At 60.2% G+C, this 22,682-nt stretch carries 15 protein-coding genes; 2 read left to right on the top strand and 13 right to left on the bottom strand.

Annotation, left to right across the window (positions count from 1 at the left end):
- Positions 1 to 6 precede the first annotated feature (6 nt).
- Complete coding sequence (cyoB, locus tag KQ933_RS27945) at positions 7 to 2,010, bottom strand: cytochrome o ubiquinol oxidase subunit I (protein WP_216759244.1); 2,004 nt, start codon at positions 2,008 to 2,010, stop codon at positions 7 to 9.
- 42 nt (positions 2,011 to 2,052) lie between these two features.
- On the bottom strand, positions 2,053 to 3,213 hold the full coding sequence (cyoA, locus tag KQ933_RS27940) for a ubiquinol oxidase subunit II (RefSeq protein WP_216759243.1): 1,161 nt from the start codon (positions 3,211 to 3,213) through the stop codon (positions 2,053 to 2,055).
- Between the two features lie 375 nt (positions 3,214 to 3,588).
- Here cyoA and KQ933_RS27935 point away from each other — a divergent pair, with 375 nt between their 5' ends.
- Entirely contained in the window at positions 3,589 to 4,920 is a 1,332-nt protein-coding gene (locus tag KQ933_RS27935) for an MFS transporter (protein WP_216759242.1), read from the top strand.
- A 78-nt stretch (positions 4,921 to 4,998) separates the two neighbouring features.
- Here KQ933_RS27935 and KQ933_RS27930 read toward each other — a convergent pair whose 3' ends face one another.
- The 10 genes from KQ933_RS27930 to KQ933_RS27885 all read right to left on the bottom strand — a co-directional run bounded on the left by KQ933_RS27930 (position 4,999) and on the right by KQ933_RS27885 (position 19,659).
- On the bottom strand, positions 4,999 to 5,466 hold the full coding sequence (locus KQ933_RS27930; RefSeq protein ID WP_183725830.1) for a cyclic nucleotide-binding domain-containing protein: 468 nt from the start codon (positions 5,464 to 5,466) through the stop codon (positions 4,999 to 5,001).
- Positions 5,467 to 5,562: 96 nt separating this feature from the next.
- Positions 5,563 to 8,277 carry an ABC transporter ATP-binding protein gene (locus KQ933_RS27925; RefSeq protein ID WP_216759241.1) on the bottom strand — a complete coding sequence of 905 codons (2,715 nt, stop codon included), beginning with the start codon at positions 8,275 to 8,277 and terminating at the stop codon, positions 5,563 to 5,565.
- 195 nt (positions 8,278 to 8,472) lie between these two features.
- Positions 8,473 to 9,606, bottom strand: coding sequence for a glycosyltransferase family protein (locus KQ933_RS27920; RefSeq protein WP_216759240.1), 1,134 nt, complete (start codon positions 9,604 to 9,606; stop codon positions 8,473 to 8,475).
- The gene (locus KQ933_RS27915) at positions 9,603 to 10,850 is read right to left on the bottom strand and encodes a glycosyltransferase family 4 protein (RefSeq protein ID WP_216759239.1); all 1,248 of its coding nucleotides are present in this window, start codon (positions 10,848 to 10,850) and stop codon (positions 9,603 to 9,605) included. The genes KQ933_RS27920 and KQ933_RS27915 overlap by 4 nt, the downstream gene beginning before the upstream one ends.
- A gap of 11 nt (positions 10,851 to 10,861) precedes the next feature.
- The gene (locus KQ933_RS27910; protein WP_216759238.1) at positions 10,862 to 12,070 is read right to left on the bottom strand and encodes a glycosyltransferase family protein; all 1,209 of its coding nucleotides are present in this window, start codon (positions 12,068 to 12,070) and stop codon (positions 10,862 to 10,864) included.
- Positions 12,071 to 12,165: 95 nt separating this feature from the next.
- Positions 12,166 to 13,341, bottom strand: coding sequence for an ABC transporter permease (locus KQ933_RS27905; RefSeq protein ID WP_216759237.1), 1,176 nt, complete (start codon positions 13,339 to 13,341; stop codon positions 12,166 to 12,168).
- Positions 13,341 to 14,339, bottom strand: a complete 999-nt coding sequence (locus KQ933_RS27900) for an ABC transporter permease (RefSeq protein ID WP_216759236.1) — start codon at positions 14,337 to 14,339, stop codon at positions 13,341 to 13,343. Before KQ933_RS27900 ends, KQ933_RS27905 begins: the two co-directional genes overlap by 1 nt.
- A gap of 3 nt (positions 14,340 to 14,342) precedes the next feature.
- The gene (locus KQ933_RS27895) at positions 14,343 to 16,247 is read right to left on the bottom strand and encodes an ABC transporter substrate-binding protein (protein ID WP_216759235.1); all 1,905 of its coding nucleotides are present in this window, start codon (positions 16,245 to 16,247) and stop codon (positions 14,343 to 14,345) included.
- A complete protein-coding gene (locus tag KQ933_RS27890) occupies positions 16,247 to 18,136 on the bottom strand; it encodes an ABC transporter ATP-binding protein (RefSeq protein ID WP_216759234.1) in 1,890 nt (629 codons plus the stop codon). The genes KQ933_RS27895 and KQ933_RS27890 overlap by 1 nt, the downstream gene beginning before the upstream one ends.
- 182 nt (positions 18,137 to 18,318) lie before the next feature.
- Positions 18,319 to 19,659 carry an adenylate/guanylate cyclase domain-containing protein gene (locus KQ933_RS27885; RefSeq protein ID WP_216759233.1) on the bottom strand — a complete coding sequence of 447 codons (1,341 nt, stop codon included), beginning with the start codon at positions 19,657 to 19,659 and terminating at the stop codon, positions 18,319 to 18,321.
- Between the two features lie 420 nt (positions 19,660 to 20,079).
- Between KQ933_RS27885 and KQ933_RS27880 the strand changes: the two genes are divergently transcribed.
- Entirely contained in the window at positions 20,080 to 21,459 is a 1,380-nt protein-coding gene (locus KQ933_RS27880; RefSeq protein WP_216759232.1) for a nucleotide sugar dehydrogenase, read from the top strand.
- Here KQ933_RS27880 and KQ933_RS27875 read toward each other — a convergent pair.
- Positions 21,419 to 22,594, bottom strand: a complete 1,176-nt coding sequence (locus KQ933_RS27875) for a DUF3095 domain-containing protein (RefSeq protein ID WP_216759231.1) — start codon at positions 22,592 to 22,594, stop codon at positions 21,419 to 21,421. The two genes, KQ933_RS27880 and KQ933_RS27875, sit on opposite strands and share 41 nt — an antisense overlap.
- Positions 22,595 to 22,682: the final 88 nt, after the last annotated feature.

Here is a 22,682-nt window from a genome sequence, read left to right as displayed (position 1 = left end):
GGTCTCTTACACCTGCTCGGCAAGCAGCTTGGTGCGCTTGCCTTCCGTTTCGATGACTTCATCCGCAGGGATGTAGAAGTCACGCTTGTAGTTGAACGTATGGCCGATCGCGACGATGAGCATGGCGACGGCCGAGACGACCACCAGCCACCACATGTACCAGATCAGGCCGAAGGCGAGCGCCACGCTGATGGCGGACAGAATCGCGCCGGTGCCGGTATTCTTCGGCATGTGGATAGGCTTGAAGCCGCCGAGCGGACGCTCATAGCCGCGGTTCTTCATGTCGTACCAGCTGTCGTGATCATGCACGACCGGCGTGAAGGCGAAATTGTAGTCCGGCGGCGGCGAGGAAGTCGACCATTCCAGCGTACGACCGTCCCACGGGTCGCCGCTGTCGTCGCGCAGCTCTTCGCGCTTCCTGAAGGAGACGACGATCTGGATCAGGAAGGACGCAATGCCGAGCGCAATCAGGCCGACGCCGAAGGCGGCGATGATGAACCAGATCTGCAGCGACGGATCGTCGAACTGGCTCATGCGGCGGGTGACGCCCATCAGGCCGAGCACGTAGAGCGGCATGAAGGCGAACCAGAAGCCGATCTGCCAGAACCAGAAGCTCATCTTGCCCCAGAAGGGGTCGAGCTTGAAGCCGAAGGCCTTTGGAAACCAGTAGTTCACACCGGCGAACATGCCGAACAGAACGCCGCCGATGATCACGTTATGGAAGTGCGCGATCAGAAACAGCGAGTTGTGGAGGACGAAGTCGGCCGGGGGGACGGCAAGCATGACCCCGGTCATGCCGCCGATGACGAAAGTCACCATGAAGCCGACCGTCCACAGCATCGGCACCTCGTAGCGGATGCGGCCGCGATACATGGTGAAGAGCCAGTTGAACATCTTCGCCCCCGTCGGGATGGAGATGATCATCGTGGTGATGCCGAAGAAGGAATTGACGGAAGCGCCCGAACCCATCGTGAAGAAGTGATGCAGCCACACGAGATAGGAGAGGATCATGATCACGCAGGTGGCGTAGACCATCGAGGCGTAGCCGAAGAGGCGCTTGCCGGAGAAGGTCGCGACCACTTCCGAGAAGATGCCAAAGGCCGGCAGAACGAGGATATAGACTTCCGGGTGGCCCCAGATCCAGATGAGGTTGATGTACATCATCGGATTGCCGCCGAGGTCGTTCGTGAAGAAGTTCGTTCCGGCATAACGATCGAGCGACAGGAGGGCGAGCGTCGCGGTCAGGATCGGGAAGGAAGCGACGATCAGGATGTTGGTGCAGAGCGCCGTCCAGGTGAAGACCGGCATTTTCATGAAGGTCATGCCCGGCGCGCGCATCTTGACGATGGTCGCGATCAGGTTGATGCCTGACAGCGTCGTTCCGACACCGGCGACCTGCAGGCCCCAGATATAATAGTCGACGCCGACGCCTGGACTATAGGCGGCACCCGAGAGCGGCGGATAGGCGAGCCAGCCGGTCTGTGCAAATTCGCCGATGAAGAGCGAGATCATGATGATGATGGCGCCTGCCGTCGTCATCCAGAATGAGAAGTTGTTGAGGAACGGGAAGGAGACGTCGCGCGCACCGATCTGCAGCGGCACCACGAAGTTCATGAGGCCGGTGACGAAGGGCATCGCCACGAAGAAGATCATGATGACGCCGTGGGCGGTGAAGATCTGGTCGTAGTGATGCGGTGGCAGGGGGCCTTCAATGCCGTTGAAGGCAACCGCCTGCTGTACGCGCATCAGGATGGCATCCGAAAAGCCGCGCAACAGCATGATGACGGCGAGGATGACGTACATGATGCCGATCTTCTTGTGATCGACGCTGCAGATCCAGTCGTTCCAGAGCGAACCCCAGAACTTGAAATAGGTGATGATACCCAGCACCGCGATGGCGCCGATGACGACGCCGATGAAGGTCACGACCAGGATCGGCTCGTGATACGGGATCGCGTCGAGGGTCAACCGGCCGAAGATGAACTTCAGGAGGTCAGGATTGGAAAACATGGAACAACCCGTTCATTATGTCTTGCGACGCAAAGCGCCAGGTTAATTGTTGTTGAGCTGCGCCGGCGCCGGATCGCCGCCATTGCTATTGCCGGGCATGGAATGGCCATCATGCTGCATGTCCATTCCGGGCATGTTCTGCATGCTGCTGCCATCGGTGCTTTCGGCAGGCTCGCTGCGTGCGGGAGCGCCCGTTGCGGGCACGGTCGCTGCAGGTGCGACAATGCCTTCGTCCGCATGGCGGTTGTCGTAGGTCAGCTTTTCGCGGTTTTCTTCGCTTTCCTTGCCGCCGCCGCCCATCATGTCGATGTGCATCATCTCGCTCGCGCACATCTTGCCCGGCGTGGCGCACATGTTGAGGATCGCATCGTAGAGATCGGCATCGGCGCGGGCATAGTATCGCACCGGCTCCTTCTCGCTCGGCTTTTCGAGCTTCAGATAGGCGTCGCGGTTGAGCATCGTGCCCTGCTGCTTGACCTGCGCCACCCAGGCGTCGAAGCCCTCCTGGTTCAGGCCGTGGAACTTGAAGCGCATGTGCGAGAAGCCCTCACCGCTGTAATTTGCGGAGAAGCCGTCATATTCGCCTTCCTTGTTGATGACGGCGTGCAGTCTCGTCTGCATGCCGGGCATGGCGTAGATCTGCCCGGCAAGGGCAGGAATGAAGAAGGAGTTCATCACCGAGGAGGCGGTGATCTTGAAGTCGATCGGTACGTCGACGGGAGCTGCGAGCTCATTGACCGTCGCAATGCCGAGGTCGGGATAGAAGAACAGCCATTTCCAGTCGAGCGCCACGACCTCGACGGTCAGCGACTTGGTATCTGCCGGAATGGCACGGTCCGCATCGATACGGTCGAGCGGGCGGTAGGGATCGAGCTTGTGCGTGGAAATCCAGGTGACGGCGCCAAGCGCAATAATGATGGCGAGCGGTGCTGCCCAGATCACGATTTCGAGGCGGGTCGAATGGTGCCATTCGGGCGCGTAGTTCGCGGTCGTGTTGGAGCGCCGGTAGCGCCAGGCGAAAAGCAGCGTGAGGAAGATCACCGGAATGATGATCAGCAGCATCAGCACCGTGGAGACGATGATGAGGTCGCGCTGCTGGGTGGCAATATCGCCCGAAGGCGACATGACCACCAAATTGCATCCTGCCAAAAAAAACAGCGGCAAGACTAATAGAAGGCGGGAAAACTTTGGCAGTTTTTGCACGTCTCTAAGCTCTTTTTGTTTCGTTCGATTGCCGACTAAAGCACTGGCACGAGCAGCGATATGAGGTCTTTGGTCGCAGTGCAACATGCATTTTGCACCGCAGGAGAAGTCAGCCTCCACAACGCCGCGAAATCCTGATGGAAACGAGAAGGAATTTTGCCGACGCTGATTTTTGTATATCCGAAATACAGGACTTTGCCCAATAAAACTCTGGAATAGGTCGGGATAGGTATCACGCGATTTTTCCATCGCATCGATTTTTGAGAATTCGGCGTCAACTATTTGCGCAACAAGGACTTGATAAGCTGCAAATATGGAACAAGATCAGCTTGAGGTGCTTTGTAAAAAGCACCTTGAACGAGGGAGGCGTTTCATATGGCTACTGCCACACATTTAGGACCATCATCTTCATCGCTGGAACGGGATGCGCGGCGCATTCACGATGACAAGCCGGTTTCGCCCGGCAGCATCGCGGTCGGCGTGGTGATCGGTCGCATGTCTGAGTTTTTTGATTTCTTCGTTTACGGCCTTGCTTCCGTACTCGTCTTTCCACAACTTGTCTTTCCCTTTGCGCCGGACCGGCTGACGGGCACGCTCTATTCCTTTGCTATCTTCTCGCTCGCCTTCCTTGCCCGCCCTGTCGGCTCGGTCGTTTTCATGACGATCGATCGTCTGTACGGGCGCGGCACGAAGCTCACCATCGCGCTCTTCCTGCTCGGTGGTTCGACAGCATCAATCGCCTTCCTGCCGGGTTATGACGAGATCGGCTACTGGTCGATTGCGCTGCTGGCCCTCTTTCGCCTTGGCCAGGGCTTTGCCCTTGGCGGCGCATGGGATGGCCTTGCCTCGCTGCTTGCTCTCAATGCGCCGCCGAATCACCGCGGCTGGTATGCGATGATCCCGCAGCTCGGCGCACCGATCGGCTTTGCGCTGGCGAGCATCCTGTTCGGTTACTTCGTCGCCAATCTTTCCCCGGAAGACTTCCTCTCATGGGGCTGGCGTTATCCGTTCTTCGTCGCCTTTGCGATCAACGTCGTCGCCCTCTTTGCCCGTCTTCGGCTTGTCATGACCAAGGATTTCGGCACGCTCTTGGAGCAACATGAGCTTGAAGCAGCCCCAATCCTCGAGGTGCTGCGCATCCACGGCCGCGATATCCTGATCGGCGCCTTCGTGCCGCTTGCAAGCTTTGCCATGTTCCACCTCGTCACCATCTTTCCGCTCGGCTGGATGAACCTTTACGGCAACCAGCCGATCGGCGCCTTCATGGTGGTGCAGGTCATCGGCGCCATGGTCGGCATCGTTGCCATCATTGCCTCTGGCATGATCGCCGACCGCATCGGCCGGCGTAAGCAACTTGCGATCTGCGCCGTGCTGATTGCGATCTTCAGTTTCGTTGGCCCGTTCCTGATTGGCGCCGGCAACAGCGGTCATGACGCTTTCGTCATCATCGGCTTCGGCGTGCTCGGGCTTTCCTTCGGGCAGGCAACCGGCTCGATCTCGTCGCGTTTTGGCCGCGGCTACCGCTACACCGGTGCGGCCTTCACCTCCGACCTTGCCTGGCTGGTCGGCGCCGGCTTCGCACCGCTGGTGGCGCTCAGCCTGTCGAGCCAGTTCGGCCTGACCTTCGTCGGCTACTACCTGCTCTCAGGAGCGATCTGCACGCTGGCGGCTCTCGCCTTCAGCAGGGCGCTGGAACAGCGCGAGTAGCGCGCATAGAGGCATAACAAAAAGGCCCGCCTGGAAAACCCGGCGGGCCTTTTTATTTGGGGATCTTATTTTCGAGCTTTACTGCGCCATCTGCGGCTGCTTGGCAGCCCGCGCGGCGGTCAATTCAGCGGTCGTATGGTTGAGACGGTCGGCGAGCACGCGCATGATCTCCACGGCCATTTCCGGGAAATCGCTCAGAAGCTTGAGGAAATGTTCCTTGCTGATGCGTAGGACTTCGAGTGGTGAGGTGGCGCGCACGGTCGCGGTACGCGAGACGTCGCAGAGAATGGCGATTTCGCCGACGATGGAATTGACCTCGACATCGGCGACCTTGATCTCACCGGCAGGCGAGGAAACGATGATGTCGGCCGTGCCTGACAGAACGACATAGGCAGCGTCGCCGACATCGCCCTGGCGGAACAGGTTCTGGCCGGCGTGGTAGGTCATGCGATCGGAGGTGAAGGCCAAGAGCTTGAGTTTCGCTGGTGCGATCCTCGAGAAGATCGGCACCCGCCGCAGCATTTCGACTTCATCTCTCAACAGCATGAGCGTTACAACCCCCTGCCGCATGGTCCTTGATCATGCGCTAAAAACCAATTCCAAGCGCCTTGCGGGCGCCGTCTCTGCCGCCCCAATAGAATATTACGATAACAGTTCCTTGAACATCCCGTTTTTCTCGGAAAGTTCCGGATAGTTGCCCGCCTCGGCAAGGCCGCCGCGATCGAAGAGCAGAATTCGATCGAAGATTTCCGCAAGCTTGGCGTTGGACAGCACCCAGATGATCGCCGGGCGCTTGCCTTCCTCATGCAGGCCTTCGATGACGTTGTGGATGATCTGGTCCTGGATGCGCTGGTCAAGCGCCGGGATCGGCCGGTTGAAGATGAAGTAGTCGGAGCGCTTGAGCAGGGCGCGGGCGAGATTGAGCTTCTGCCGCTGCACCCCCGTCAGGCGCTTGCCGCCAGAACCCACATCGAATTCCAGCCCGATCGACAATACGTCGTCGTAGAGATCGAGTGCATCGAAAAGTTCACCCATGATGAGGCGGATGCGGTCGGAGGCATCGGCCTGCTGATAGGCGATGCGGCCGAAGAGCACATTGTCCATCAAGCTCGCGGAGGCCGTAAAGCGGTTTATATCATAACGCTCGATCAGCTCGGCGAGATCGTCGGGGATGTTCTGGTGGAACTGCTTGCGGGCGTCGACGATCTTGTCCATCAGGGCCTGGGTCAAAAGACCGAAGCGATGCCGAGGTTCGATATAGGCGAAGCTCAGGCGGATGATGCTTGCCCGGTCTTCCGGTGTTGCATCCTCGAAGCGCTTGCCCTGCAGCTTCTGCAGCAGCGCCTGGTAGGTCGGGATGTCATCCGCAGTCATGAAGGTGAGCTGCTGGAAGAAAGGGTGGTCCGGCGGCAGGTCGTGGAAGAGTTCCACCGCGTTTTCGGCGATTTCCAGGCCCATCGCATAGAGGTCGGTGCTCAGTCCGGTATCGCGGAAGAGCTGCTGGAAATAGGGATGGCCGGCAAGCCGGCGGTTGTTCATCAGCGGCCGTTTCATCGTGCCGAAGAGCAGGTTTTCGCCGACGGTCGCCTGTGTGTTGTAAGCGTCGAAATCGAAGGGCACGACGATGGCGTCGAGGTTTTCCTGGGCGAGCCGCTCGCGCAGTGACCTCCGAAGTTCGACGATATGGCTACCGAGCGCAGTATGAACCTCGGTATTGACGGTGGAGCGCAATGCCAGATCCAGAATGTCCTGCGACATCATGACGGCGTCGAGCACCGGCCGGATCGCCTTCAGCAGGTCTTCAGGTCCGTTCGCGCCGGCTGCCTTGTAATCAACCCAGTCGCTGTTGAGATCGAGCGTCGGGTTGCCGGCCTTCTGCGATTCCGCGACATGCCACTTGTATTCCTGCGCGGCCTTGCCGTCATATTCGGGTTCCTTCATCGGCGCATGCTTGAGGCCGTAGAGCAGATTGTCGCGCAGCGTGCCGTGGAAGAAATAGCTGTCGGCTGCTGCATAGGAGATGCGCCGGCCGGTGATCGATTCCGGCAGATCCAGCAGGTCCTGCCCGTCGATCGTGATGCGGCCGGAATCAGGCCAGACGAGCCGGCCAAGCGCTTCGGCGAAGGCTTCCGCGCCGCTGCCGTTCGGCCCGACGATCGCAACCGTCTCGTTTGGTTTGATCTCAACCGAGACATGGTCGACGAGGCGTGCGCCGCTGTCGTCGCTGACGGAGAGGTTTGTGACGACGAAGGAGCTCGTCAGCGGTGTCACCGGTGTCGTGGCCAGCTCCTGGATGCGGCTTTCGATCAGCGGCTCGACATTGAACTGCTCGTAGACCTGCGCATATTTGACCTGCACGTCCTGGCGCATCTGGTCCCAGTCGATCAGTTCCTTCAGCGGGCCGGGAAGGTCCTTGTAGGCGGAAATGACGGCGACGAGCTGACCGATGTCGAGTCGGCCCTGCAGCGCCAGATAACCGCCGATCGCATAGAACAGGAAGGGCGTGACCTGGGCGAGGAAGTTGTTGATGAACTTGACTAAAAACTTCCACTGATAAAGGTCGTAGCGGATCGAGAAGATGCGGCCGAGGCGGGTGGCGATATCGGCGCGCTCGAAGTTGGAGGTATCGTTGCCGTGGATCGTGCCGATGCCGTCGACGATCTCGCCGACACGGCCTGAAAGTTCGCGCGCGGTCAGCTGGCGCTGACGGCCGAGTTCCAAGAGACGCTTGCGCATGCGGGGAATGACGATGGCCTGCACGCCGACGATGGCAGCCGCGATCATGCCAAGCCAGAAATTCTGGATGATGATGAAGGCAAGGGCGGTGATCGCCTGACCGCCGAGCAGGGCGGGTGAGACGAAGGCGTCGCCTGTGAAGCCACCCATCGGCTCCACCTCATCCTTGATCATGGTGGCGATCTCGGCGGATTTCACCCGCTTGAAATGGGCAGGCGGGAAACGAAGCACGCGATCGATGAGTTCGAAGCGGATGCGGCGCAACATGCGCTCGCCGAGCCGGCCTTTGTAGGTGTTGATGTAGAACTTGAAGAGGCCGTTCAGCACGACGAGCGCCAGGAAGACCAGGCTCAGTGCCATCAGCATCTGGAAGCGGTTGAGCTCCAGGCCCTTGAAGATTTCGACATGCCCGATCAGTGGGATGTCGTAGGCGATGTGCATGAAGGTCTGTCTTGCGCCCGGCCCTTCGAAGCCGTCACCCTGAATTGGTCCATTGACGATCTGCTTCGGCAGATCGAAGGACAGGAAGTAAGGCACCATGGAGGCTGCGACGACCAGCAGAATCCAGAGCTGCTGCAGCCGCGTATTCTTCCAGATGTAGCGCGCGAGGCTTTTTTCCATGGCTAACCGTCAGACTGTGGGGGAAAGTCCGCACCGTGATCCTGATGCTGAAGAAAGGGGAATCTCCGAATACAGGACCATGCAGTCAGACCGCCGATATCGCAACGAAAACAAGGCGGAGCGGACTGATGTCGAAACGCCGATTCTCGCCGGAAATTTTCTTATATCACATGAATTTTAGAATAGGCGAGGGTTTCAGCCGATCATTGAACGAATGATGGCTGCACTTTTTACGGCACCATCGAGATCGAGTGAAACGGCCGGACGCGGCGGGGCGACAAGTGCCCTTTCGACCGCAGCCTTGACGTCGTCGAGCGTCATCCCCTGCTCCGGCAGGATTTCGGCAAGGCCTAACGCCTGCAGCCGTTCGGCGCGCACGGTCTGTTCCGTCTCACCCGCAGCCACGAAGGGGATGAGGATCGAGCGGCATTGGGTGCGCAGGAGATCGCCCACCGTATTGTAGCCGGCCTGCGAGATCGAGACTTTCGCACCGCGCAGCAGCGAGGGGAAATCCTTGCGGAACCGTACCAGCGTGACATTGGCGGGGGCATCTTCCGACAATGCGGAAAAGTCGGCTGTGGGAAGGTTGGGGCCGGTAATCAGCAGCCAGCTGATATCGGCAGGCAGAAGTGCGGCCGCATCGCGGGCGGCGCGGATCAGTTCCAGCCCGACGGCGCCGCCGCCCGCCGAAGCGATGATGTCGAATGTCTCGGACGGTTCCGGTGCCGGCGGTGGAGCGACGAGACCGGTATAGCGCAGCCGGTCGGCGATCTCGGCTGTCAGCGGAAAAGTATCTTCCAGACGCACAAAGCCCGGATCGCCGTGAATGAGCACGGCGTCGAAATGGTCCCTGACCAGTTTGACGGTTTCCTCGTCGCGGCCGGGCTTGCGGTTTTCCTGCAGGATGTCGCGCACTGAGCTTAAGAGCTTCGGCCGCGGGTTGGCCTTTCCGATTGCATCGAGCAGGGGCAGAAGTTCGAAGCGCATCTGTCGGCGGCCAAAGGGGAAGGCCTCGATAATGACGACTTCGGGCTTCGCTTCCTCAAAGGCTTTCAGAAGCAGGTCGCGGCGTCTGGACAGAAATTCTTCGCCTGCCGCCTGTCCGTCGGCATCGGCAAGGCCGGAAAAGCCGACGTTGCTGGCGACGACCGGCGGCAGTTCGATGGCCTTCACACCGTCGCCCGGAAAGCCCGGCACAGGCAGGCCGCCGGTGACGACGGTAACTTCGAAGCCGTCCTTTACCAACGCATTGGCGATGCGGCTGGCGCGCGCAATATGACCGATGCCGAGCAGATGCTGGACATAAAAGAAGATGCGGGGAGCCGTCATGACGCCTTCTGCCATTCTGCCTCGAAGAGGCCGCTCAGCTGACGGATGCTGGAATGGTAATCGAAATGGTCTCGCACGCGTTCCTCCGCCGCATCGCCCAGCCGTTTGCGCATATCGGGATTGCGGATCGCCGTCTCGAGCGCCTTTGCAAGGGCTGCCGGATCCTCCGGCGGCACGACCAGACCGTTCTCGCCGTCGCTTAGCAGTTCCGGTACGCCTGAGACATTGGTGGAGAGACAGACGAGCCGCTGGCTGGAAGCCTCGACCAGTACATTCGGCAGGCCGTCGCGGTCGCCATTGGCGGCTATGCGGCAGGCGAGCGCGAAGAGGTCGGCGCGGCGATAGTGATCGAGCACGTCTTCCTGCGCCAGCGCGCCCTTCCAGGTGATGCGCTCGGCAAGGCCGAGTTCAGCGGCAAGCTCTTTCAGCTTGGAAAGCTCCTCGCCGCCGCCGATATGGTCCATGCGCCAGTTGATGTCCTCAGGCAGCAGGGCAAGCGCGCGCAGCAGCACGTCGTAGCCCTTCTTTTCCACCGCGCGGCCGACGCTGAGGATGAAGACGGGGTCGGCGGGATCGCTGCCGTTGCGGTTCGAGCGCTCACCCGCGAAATGGCCGAAGCGGGCGAGGTCGAGCCCGTGATAGCTCAGATGGACCGCATCCTCGCGCCTCGTCAGCGCCTTCATATGCTCGTAGCCGCTGCGGGTGCAGGTGACGGCCCAGCGGGCACTTCCGAGCTTCTGGCCGAGGTCCCAGTCGGGCGAGGTCCAGATATCCTTGGCATGGGCCGAGCAGGTCCACGGCGTGCCGGTCAGAATGCTCGCATATTCCGTCACGGAAGCCGGCGTATGGATAAAATGAGCATGCAGCCACTCGCCGTTGTCAGGCCATTCGCGCGCAAGGACCAGCGCTTGGCCGAGCCGGCGGAAGCGGTTGCGGGAGATGTCGCGCGGCAGATCGGCAAAGAAACGCTTCATCAGCGCGCCGAAGCCAGGTTTCGAAAAGCCGGCAAGAAGACCCTTCAGCACGCGGATCGGCTCTTCGTGCAGATATTCCGGAAGATAGACGACGCGCGCCTTGATCTCGTCATGGACGGGATGACGCTTCTTGTCGGTCGGCCGGCGCATGGAAATCAGCGTCAGGTCGAAGCCGGCCTGTTCGAGACCGAGCAATTCCTGGGCGATGAAGGTTTCCGAAAGGCGGGGGTAGCCTTTCAGCACGACGAGAATCTTGCGGCGTGGCGACAAAGGATGGCTCTTTATTCTGCGCCGACGAGGGAAAGATGGCGTCCTCGGCTGTCCAGCCACATGCCGACCGTGCGGGAAATATGATCCAGCCCCTCGAGGTGCATGTTGCAGCCGCTCTTTGATGGCGGCAGCCGTGAGGGCAGGCGCTTCAACGTTTCGGCCATGATTGCCGGGTCAGCAGATTGCTCGGGCAGCAGCATATCGATGAGGCCGAGTTCGCTGGCGCGGCGGGCGCGCAGTAGCTGCTCCTCGCGCGGGGCGACGCGTGGGACGATGAGCGCCGGCTTGTCGAAGGAAAGGATCTCGCAATAGGTGTTGTAGCCACCCATAGCGACGACGGCAGTGGCACCGTCGATCAACTCCTCCATGTGGTTGTCGAACTCGATCACCTCGATATAGGGGATCTTCTCCCCTTTTTTGACCAGCTTTGCCCGTTCGGCCGCCGGCATATAGGGACCAAGTACGACAAGCGCCTTCTGGGTCAGCGTCTCGTCGGCCTCATAGGCATTCATCACGTCGTGAACGAGATCGGAGCCGTCACCGCCGCCGCCTGTCGTCACCAGGATATAGTCGTCCTTGCGGGCATTCAGCGAGTTCTTGCCCTTGGAGACGCTACGCTGCAGGAAGCCGACGAAATCCATCTTGCGGCGAACGCCGGCAGGCACGTCGAGGCCGACAAGCGGATCGTAGAAGTCCGGCGGCCCGTAGACCCAGATGCTGTCGTAATACTGGTCGATCTTCTGCATGACGCTGTTTCTCTTCCACTCGGCTTCGAGCAGATGCGGTGCGTCCATGATCTCGCGCAGACCGAGCACCAGAGTGGTACCGCGCGCTTTCAGATAGGCAAGCGTTTCCTCGATCTCGCCCTTCAGGCCCATCGGCTCCTTGTCGACGATGAAGATATCGGGTTCGAAGGTCTCGGCGGTGTGACGAATGCTCGACTCGCGCATCTTCAGCGTATCCTGAAGATCGATGTGGCTGGCGAGCGACGTATATTCACCGTTGCGAAGCTTGATGACGCTCGGGATCTTCACGAAGTCGACGCGGGCACGATAATCGAAGGCGCCGGCAATCGTCGCGCCCGAGATGATCAATATGTTCAGGCCGCGATAATCCTCGACGAGGGCATGGGCGATCGTGCGACAACGGCGCAAGTGGCCGAGGCCGAATGTATCGTGGCTGTACATAAGGATGCGTGCATCTTCGAGGCGTCTGGCCATGTGTGTGCCCTCTGAGGTGGACGACATACTTCTACCACCCCCGCAAATCGGAGGCCACGAGGCGACGGACGCGAAGCAGCCCGTCGAACTCGACGCTATTTGTAGGGATCTGCCGCATCGCGCAAGCCATCTCCCAGAAAATTGAATGCCAAAATCACTAGCACAACCGGAACGATTGGGAACAGTAGCCATGGATAGAAGGCGATGACGCTTACGCTCTTGGCCTCCGTCAGCAGGATGCCCCAGCTGGTAATGGGCGGCCGCAGGCCGAGGCCGAGGAAGGAGAGCGCCGTCTCACCGAGGATCATACCCGGAATGGAAATGGTGGCGGATGCGATGAGATGCGACATGAAGCCGGGCACGAGATGCCGGCCGATGACACGGGGCGTGCTGGCACCCATGAGCTGGGCTGCCTGGACATAATCTTCCTCGCGCAGCGCCAGAAGCTTGGAGCGCACGGCGCGGGCAAGACCCGTCCAGTCGATGATGCCAAGAATGACGGTGATGCCGAAATAGATGACGATCGGGCTCCATGTCACCGGCATGATGGCGGCGAGCGCCATCCAGAGCGGCAACGAAGGCAGGGATTGCAGCACTTCGATCAGGCGCTGGACGATGAGGTCGAAGATACCGCCCCAGTAGCCTGCAAGGCCGCCGATCACGATACCGAGCACGAAACTGATGGAAATACCGATCAGCCCGATGGTGAGCGAGATGCGCGCGCCATAAAGGATGCGTGAAAGCACGTCACGGCCAAGACGGTCGGTGCCGAGTAGGAACATCTGACCGCCGATTGCGGGGCAGACGAGATGAAAGTCGGAAGCGACAAGGCCCCAGAGCTTGTAGTCATCGCCACGGCAGAAGAAGCGGATCGGCTGGATGTCGTTCTGGTTGTCGGTATAGAGACGGTGCAGCGTATCGATATCGAGCGTCATCTTCCGGCCATAGACGAAGGGGCCGACGAAATTGCCCTCGCTGTCGAAAAGACGGACGCGCTGCGGCGGCGAATGGATGAAATCGACGTTGCGGGTATGCAGCCCGTAAGGCGCCAGGAACTCGACGATCAGGATCATCAGGTAGACGGCGGCGAGGAAAATGCCGGATGCAAGCGCCAGCCTGTGGCGCTTGAACTTCCACCACATGAGCTGCTTTTGCGAGGCAAGGTGGATACGAGACTGCGCGGATGTCATGGTCTCCGTTGCGATCGGGTCGAACGGGGCGGTCGAAACATAGTGCGGCAGCGGCGCACCGGGAGCGGGTAGGGGCGACATTATTTGGTGCTCCTGCCTTGCAGACGGATGCGGGGATCGAGGAAACCGAGCGCGATATCGGAAATCAGCACACCGATGACGTTGAGGAAGGCGAGGAACATCAGGAACGAGCCGGCAAGATACATATCCTGGCTCTGCAGTGCCTTGATTAACATCGGCCCCGTGGTTTCCAGCGACAGAACGATGGCGACGATTTCGGCGCCCGAAATAATCGACGGCAGGATCGAGCCGATATCGGCGACGAAGAAGTTGAGCGCCATACGCAGCGGATATTTGACCAGCGCGCGCACCGGATGCAGCCCTTTGGCGCGCGCCGTCGTCACATATTGCTTCTGCATCTCGTCGAGCAGGTTGGCGCGCAGGCGGCGGATCATGCCGGCGGTCCCCGCCGTGCCGACGATGATGACCGGGATCCAGAGATGGGCGAGGATGGACCGCGCCTTAGCCCAGCTCATCGGCTCGTTCAGATATTGCTGGTCCATTAGATGGCCGATGGAAAGTCCGAACCAGACATTGGCGAAATACATCAGGATCAGTGCCAGCATGAAGTTCGGGATGGCGATGCCGAGCAGGCCGAGGAAGGTCAGGCCGTAATCGCCCCAGCTGTACTGATGGGTTGCCGAATAGATGCCGATCGGGAAGGCAATCAGCCAGGTGAGAAGGATGGTCGAGAAGGAGACGAGGATCGTCAGCCACAATCGGTCGCCCACGACGTCGGAAACCGGCAGCTGATATTCGAAGGAATAGCCGAAATCTCCGTGCAGCATGCCGCCGACCCAGAAGAAGTAGCGCATGATCTCCGGCTGGTCGAAGCCGTATTGATGGCGCAACTCCTCGATTTCCTGCAGGTTGGCGGTTTCGCCCTGGGCGCGCAGTTCGGCGATCTGGCTTTCGAAGAAGTCGCCGGGCGGCAGTTCGATGATGACGAAGACCAACGCCGATATCACAAGCAAGGTCGGCACCATGGCGGCGATACGCCAGAGGATATAGCGGATCATCGCTCAGGCCTCCTTGAACCAGAAGGTGTCCGGCATGTAGACGCCGAGGAAGGAGGTCGGATCGAAGCCGTAGAGCGCATGCTCCGGCACGTTCTGCATTTTGGCGGATCTGAGGATCGGCTGCAGCGTGCTGTTGATGAGGCCGATCGAAAAAACCTGCTGGGTATAGAGGGACAGCATCTTGTGCCAGATAACCTCACGCTCTTGCGTCGTAGCACTTGCGCCCCACTGGTTCAGGAGATCCACAAGCTCGGCCGCCTCCGGCAGATCGGGCGCCTTGCCCTCCTGCCCGGCCGAAAGATAGTACATGCCCCAGAGCGGCCATTGAAGCTGGTCATCCAGTGTAGGGGCTAGTCCATAAGGAGACATGTCGGCGGTCGGCACGCCGTTGTCCAGCCCGTACCAGATCGACATCATTATCGAGCCGCTCATGGCGCGATTGCGGAAGACGTCGCGCTGCGAAGTGCGGGTGAAAAGCGCCAGACCGACGTCGGCCCAGTGATCGTGCACGAGCTCCAGAACGTCCGTGTCGAGATTGCTCTCGCCGGCTGTCTCGACGGTGATCTCGGCGCGGCGTCCATCGGGCAGCAGGCGGATGCCATCGCTGTCGCGCTTGTCGAGGCCGAGTTCGTCGAGCAGCTTGTTGGCCGTGTCAGGGTCGAAATCCACATAGGCGTCGGCATATTCCTGCTTGAAGAGCGGGCTTTCCGGCAGCACCGTATCGGCGCTCGCCTTGCCGAGACCGTAGAAGGCCACCATGTTGATCTCATGCCGGTTGATCGCCAGCGACAAGGCCCGGCGAAAGCGCACGTCGCGAAAGAGCGCGCGCCAGGCGTCGTCGGCGACATTGAGGTTCGGCAACAGTGTGATGCGCGAGCCGCGCGCCATCTTCCAGAGAGCGACCTTCACCGGGAAGCGCTTTTCCGCCGCTTTCAGGAAGGTGTAGTCGTTGAAGTCTATGCCGGTCGCCTGCAAGTCGGATTCGCCAGCACCCGCCTTGGCGGCGATGATCGAGGAAGACGAGACGTTGAGGATGAAGCGGTCGAGATAGGGCAGCTGCATGCCGTTTTCGTCCACGCGGTGGAAGAACGGATTGCGCTCGAAGACGAACTGATCGGCCGGCGGAGCCGTGCGGTTTTTCCAGGGATCGAGCGTCGGCAGATCGGGATTGTTGGGCCGGGAAGCCAGCGCCATCTTGATGTGCAGATCGGCCCACTTCTTGGCACGGTTCTTTTTCATCAGCTCCTCGAGCTTGGCCTTGTCTTGAAAGCCCTTGTGGAACTGTTTCAGGTAGTGGCCTGGGCCATAGATGACGAGCGGCAGAGGTCCGGCAAGCGCCGACAGGAAAACCGGGTTGGGCTTGTCCCAGCTATAGCGCACAATCAGCTCGTCGAGCACTTCGAAGCGCGGCAGGGAGCCATGTGGACGTAGCTCCAGCGCGCCGCCGCCGGGCGTCAGTTCCTTGTTGAGGATGACGTCTTCCCACCAGTATCGGAAGGCTTCGGCCGTGAAAGGATGCCCATCAGACCATCTGTGCCCGTCGCGCAGGTAGAAGGTAAAGACCGTGTCATTCTCCGAGGTGAAGTCACGAAGGATATCGGGCTGGAACTGCAGCTTCGTGTCGTAGCCGACCAGCCGCGAATAGCCGTAGACGGTCATGTAGCGGATATCGCGCACACCGCCGATGATGGTGCGCACGTTGCCGCCATAGGTGCCGGGCACGCGGCCCATCTCCTTGAGATTGACGATACGCGGCTCAGTCGGAATGCGCTCAGCCATTGGCGGCAGGCTGCCGTCAGCGACCCTGGCCTTCAAAATTTCCGGTTCGGCGATCTGCTGTGCCCGCAGCACCGAAGGCGCGAAAGCCGAGCCGATCAGGCCGCCGAGAAAGATGCGGCGCGTCACCATCAGACCAGCTCCTTTGCGTCGGCGCCCTTACGGGCGCGCACCAGATGGCCGCCGCCGAGGTCGGCAAAGGCGAGTTCGGAGGCATCGTCATGATCGGCCGTGAAGACGCTGCCCCAGTTCTGCTTGTCGGCTGCACCGTTTTCCTGCAGCGCCTTGAAGTCGAGCGGCCGGTCGAGATCCGGGAAGGGAACGGCGGCAAGCAGTGACTTCGTGTAGGGGTGGACCGGGTTTCGTAGGATGATCTCGCGGGGCGCGATCTCAACGATACGGCCCTTGCACATGACGGCGATGCGATCGGCCATATAATCCACGACGGCGAGGTTGTGCGAGATGAAGAGATAGGTGAGCCCCAGATCCTTCTGCAGGTCTTTCAAGAGATTGAGGATCTGTGCCTGAACCGAGACGTCGAGGGCCGAGACCGGTTCGTCGAGGATGATGAGCTTGGGACCGAGAGCGAGCGCGCGGGCAATACCGATGCGCTGGCGCTGGCCGCCGGAGAAGCTGTGCGGATAGCGGTTGAGATAGCGCCGGTCGAGGCCGATCGCGCCCATCAGCGCCTCGACCTTGGCCTTGCGTTCGCCACTGTTGCCGCGGTCATGGATTTCGAGCGGTTCGCTGAGAATATTGCGCACCGTCATGCGCGGCGAAAGCGAGGAGACCGGATCCTGGAACACCATCTGGATTTTGGTGCGCAGGTCCTGCAGTTCCGAGCCCTTGACGGAGAGGACGTCGATGACCTCGTTGCCGTCGTTGAAGACGACTGCCCCGCTATCCGGGGTGATCGCGCGCATCAGGATCTTGCTGACCGTCGTCTTGCCGCAGCCGGATTCGCCGACCAGCCCCAGACATTCGCCACGGCGGATATCGAAGGTGACATCATCGACGGCATGAACGATGGCCGCTTCCTGCCCGCCGAAGAAGCCGCGCTTGCGCGTCTTGTAGGTCTTGGAAAGATTGGCGACGGAAAGCAGCACGCCCGGCGCTTCCTTTTCGACCGACTTCTTCTTGCCGATCAGCGATTCCAGATTGACCGGAACCTCGCGAAGTGCCTTCAGCCGCTCGCCTGGCTTCATGTCGAAATGCGGAACCGCGGCCATCAAGGCCTTGAGATAAGGATGCTGCGGATTGCGGAAGATTGCCTCGACCGGGCCGGCTTCCATGATTTCGCCGTGATAGATCACCACCACTTCGTCGGCCATATTGGCGACGACACCGAGATCGTGGGTGATGAGCAGCATGGCCATGCCGAGCTTGGCCTGCAGGTCGCGCAGCAGTTCGAGGATCTGCGCCTGGATCGTCACGTCGAGTGCCGTCGTCGGCTCGTCGGCAATCAGCAGCGCCGGCTTGCAGATCAGCGCCATCGCGATCATGGCGCGCTGACGCATGCCGCCTGAGAGTTCGAACGGATACATGTCGTAGGTGCGCTTGGGATTGGAAAAACCGACGAGGCCGAGCATTTCCTCGGTGCGCTCGCGCGCTTCTTTCTTATCGGCGTCCGTGTGGATCAGCAAAACCTCGCTGATCTGGTTGCCGACCGTGTGGAGCGGTGAGAGCGACGTCATCGGCTCCTGGAAGATGGTCGCCATGCGGCGGCCGCGCAGGTCGCGCATCTCAGCGCTATCGCGCGACAGCGCCAGGATATCCGTCGCCTTCCCATCCAGCGGATCGGTAAACAGGATGCGACCACTTGCATGTGCCGGGGCCGGCAGGATGCCCATGATCGCCTGGCTGATGACGGATTTGCCGGAGCCGCTTTCGCCGACGAGGGCAGTCACTTTCCCCGGCAGGATGCGGAGATTGGCTTCCTTTACGACGCGCAGCCGGTCGCCGAAAACGGAGAAGGCGACATCCAGATTCTCAACACGCAACAAGTCGGCTGCAGACGCCATACCAATGAAATTCCCAGTCTTTATGTGTTCCCGTTAAGGCACACTATCGTACCGCAAACGGGGTGTCCAGTTGATGACAGACATGGGAAAAAGCAGCACATGCGCCCGTTTTACAGGGCGCTTGATGGGAGGGTTCTCATATACGACGCAGCGGCTAAAACGGCTGCAATGTTGGCGCGTGGTTACTGAATGAATTTTTCGATCGGCGTGCGTTTTACCTGTTTCTTGTCGCGGTGAAGCATGATGACCTGTTCGGCTTCCGAAAGGCCGTTCTGAACGGCTTCGCGGAAACCTTCGTCGACGTGAATGGCAGAGGCCGGCGCGCGCGGTTGCAGCACCGTCACTTTCTGGCGGATGCCGCGCAGCTTTTCTTCGCCGAGCGTTATCCATTCGCCGCCGCAATAGCCGGCAAAGGCCTGGCTCGCGACGACCTCGCGGCTATATTTCTTCGTCAGTACCTGCAGGCGCTGCACCTCGTTCACCGCCGAACCGAAGGCAGAGAAGGTGAGGCGGTCCTTCAGGCCGACATTGCCGAACATGACGTTGCCGACATGCAGACCGATGCCGTAGCCGATCTTTGGAAGCCCCTTCGTCTCGCGATCCTTGTTGAGTTCGGCAACTCGCGCCTGCGCGTGATGTACGGCGGAAAGCGCTGCCTCGCAGGCAATCTTGGACGGGTCCTTGTGGCGGCCGCAGGGATAGACGGCGAGAAAGCCATCGCCGAGAAAGCTCAGGATTTCGCCGCCATTGCGGTTGAAGGGTGCGGCGATCGCATCGAAGAACTGGTTGAGCGTATCGATATAGGCCTGCCGGCCCTCCTTCTCGGCATACATGGTCGATTCGCGCATGTCGGCCATCACGAGGGCCGCACGGATCGTCTCGCCGTCGCCGCGGCGAACCTGGCCGTTCAGCACGCGTTTGCCGGCATCGCCGCCGAGATAGGTGGTCAGCATATTGTTGGCGAGCTTGGCAAGCACCGCCATCTTGGCGGCGACCGCCAGATGGTTCTGCATGCGCAGCAGCGCATCGATCATGTCGTCGGAAAACCCGGCCGGGCTGTCGGTCGACCATGAACCCATCATGCCCTGCACCGAGCCGTCACCGAACGGCTGCACGAAGGCGAGATAATCGGTGATTTTTTCCTGCCGCAAATCCTCGAAAATCGGGAATTCATTCGGGCCGTCAGGCATGATGCGGCGGCGGATATGCTGCAGACTGTTGTCGAGAAGGTAGAAATAGGGGCTCTGCAGGAAACGATCCGGCTTCTGACCGGCAGGCATGCGAAAGCCTTCGATGGTTACGCCGCTCGCGCGCTTCCAGGTGAAGCTCAGTGCGTCGTAGAGCGGATGCAGCATCGAGAAGGTCAGGTGCACGCGCGCGAGTGGCAGGCCGGCGGACGCAAGCCGCTCGCAGAAACCACGCACGATGTTTTCGAGGTCGTCACCGGCCAGCGAAGAATTCGTCAGCCATTCAGCAACACGGTCCAACAAAATGGAGGATACGCTGGATTCGATCGTGCTCATTCTTGGTATTATCCTCATGTCGCACGTCCATCCCCGAAGACAAAACAACCCTGACCTGCCCATTCACGATGAGCAGATCGCAAAGAATTCAGGATGTACGAGCGGTATTATCGTGTCAACGATGTGCCGATGACCCGGCACTGACACCCGCCAGCTTCCGACCTCCTGGAAACGGGCGAGCAATCTTTGCAAAGTGGTTCATTATCATCTGGCAAAATAGGCACGCTGAAAGTGCGAAACAATGGGATCAGGAATTTTTTTGTGCGTCCCGGTTGCCGGGATAGCGCCCCCCGAGTCATTTCGGCCACACTCGGCTAATGAGTCCAGGGCGCGGCACGGAAAGGCGCTGCGAAGAGGCCGGGTTTAATTTGCCGCGATCATGCATTAGATCAGCGTTCGGATTCACTTTTCGCAAGAGGCATGGCCTTGGACGCACGCTCTTCCACCTTCAAGACGCTTTCAAAGAAGATTGAGGCCCGCACGGCGCGCGCTGGCATTATCGGCCTTGGCTATGTCGGTTTGCCGCTTGCGATGGCTGTGGCACGCAGCGGCTTTACTGTGACCGGCTTCGATATCGACCCGAAGAAGATCGTCGCGCTGGATGCCCGCCGCTCCTATATCGATGCGGTGACGAATGAGGCGCTGACAGCCGAGATCGATGCGGGGCGTTTTTTCTCGACGACCGATTTCGCCGGCCTTGCGGATTGCGACGTGGTCGTTATCTGCGTGCCGACGCCGCTCACCAAACATCGCGATCCCGATCTCTCCTTCGTGGAAGCGACGTCGCGGTCGATCGCCGCCCATCTGCGGCCGGGCCAGCTCATCGTGCTGGAATCGACCACCTATCCCGGCACCACCGATGATATCGTGAAGGTCATTCTCGAAGAGACCGGGCTGAAATCCGGTTCCGACTTCTTCGTCGGTTTCTCGCCTGAGCGCGAGGACCCCGGCAACCAGCATTACCACACCGCGACCATCCCCAAGGTCGTTGCAGGTGACGGCGCAGATGCCCTGTCGCTGATGAAATCCTTCTACGGGACAGCCGTTTCGACCGTCGTTCCTGTCTCCTCCAATGCGACGGCGGAAGCGGTGAAGCTCACCGAAAACATCTTCCGCTCGGTCAACATCGCACTCGTCAACGAGCTGAAGACCGTTTACGCGGCAATGGGGATCGATGTCTGGGAAGTCATCGACGCGGCCAAGACCAAGCCGTTCGGTTATATGCCCTTCTACCCCGGCCCCGGCCTCGGCGGCCACTGCATTCCGATCGACCCCTTCTACCTTACCTGGAAGTCGCGCGAATACGAACTGCCGACCCGTTTCATCGAGCTTGCCGGCGAGATCAATTCGGCGATGCCGCGCTATGTCGTCGGCAAACTGGCCGAGGCGCTGGATATTCGTGCCGGCAAGGCGCTCAGCCGCTCATGCGTCCTCGTGATTGGCCTGGCTTACAAGAAGAACGTTGCCGATATCAGGGAAAGTCCGTCGCTGCGCCTCATTGAAATCATCGAGGAACGTGGCGGCAAGGCGGATTATCATGACCCCTTCGTCGCGGAGATTCCGCCGACGCGCGAATATCAGGCGCTGAAGGGCCGGAAATCCATCGACCTGACGCCGGAAGCCATTGCGGGATACGACGCGGTTCTCATCGCGACCGATCACGACATGATCGACTATGCGGCTCTTTCGAGGAGCGCCAAACTGATTGTCGATACCCGAAACGTCTTCAGCCGGCTCGGCCTTACTGGCGATCACGTTATCAAGGCGGAACGAGGGCGCCGGAAAGCTGCTTGCCGGTGATCTGGCTGGCGGCGACGGCATAACCGCCGGCGGCACCATCGATGAAGTGCATGTGGTCGCGCGACAGTGGCGTCGGCACGAAGCATGTCACCAGTGCCGATGACTGGCGGTGCAGGCCGTAGCGAGCCACGCCTCTTTCCTGCGCCTGCTTCAGCAGCGTCTCGATGCGGGCGAGATGAGCTACATCCACGTCGATGGTCATCTTCAGTCCGTCGTCGAACTTTCGGAAATCCGAATTACCCGCGATGTCCCGCTTGTAGCGGCGCGCGTTGAAATGAGCGAAGGTGAGGCCGAATTTGTGCAGGAAAACGAACAAACCGGTCTGCAGGAAGATGAACAGCTTTTGCCGCAGTCGTCTGCCTTTGGGCGCCGTCGCATTCACCTCGCGATTGATGGCACTCATTGAAAAAGCAAACTCCGGCCCATCTTCCGGCACCGGATGGCCATTGCGGTTCTGCTCGGCGGTGATGGAAACGATGCCGGCGACGAGAGCCTGAAATTCCGGCCCTGGACCAGCTTCGCCCGGTACGGCGATGATCGAGACGATCTCGCCGTTGCGGGCCTCGATCGGGCTCCAGCGACAGGAGAGGCCGGTCAGATCCGGCCGAGTGCCGGGCGCGGCCTTTTCGACGCCGTACCGGCCCATCTTCATGTTCTTTTCGGCCCAAAGCGTGCCGCCGCCGGAAAACATTGCATAGGTGACGTAAGGACTTGCCGAATAGCGAGCGACGCGTACATCGAGACCTTCCGCGCGAATATCGGTGATCGGCACGATGGCGATACGAAGATCGAGGTCAAGATCCTCCTTCACCCAGACCTGTGTCGCGGCAAGTGCTGCGCGTGCTTCCTTCTCAAGCGAAGCGGGCAAGGCGATCAACGCGCCGTCACCGGCAAAGACAAAGGGATAGTCGCCCTTGCCAACGGCATTCAGCACCGCGGAAATGACGCTGGCACCGGCCATGTTGACGTCCTTGTAGCGGCCGCCGGAAATCGCCTTCGTCGAGCCGACGATATCGGCCATCGCCAGCACCCACCCTTCGGGCAGCGGCTGGTAATTGCTCTCATCGGTCACGCCTTCGAAGTCGCTGAAGACAGGCACGTTGGCGAAGAATGCGTCGCTGGATATCTCGTTCATGGGGCCGAGTTTATCACAGACCCGTGGTACCGCCGCAACGGCAATTTGTGGTTCCGGCAATCGACTTGCACCGCATCGATATGGTAGC

Origin of the sequence: Rhizobium sp. WYJ-E13, from assembly GCF_018987265.1 — a bacterium.
Lineage (GTDB): Bacteria > Pseudomonadota > Alphaproteobacteria > Rhizobiales > Rhizobiaceae > Rhizobium.
Note: the sequence above shows the minus strand (reverse complement) of the source record. Positions and strands in the feature narration are given on the sequence as shown.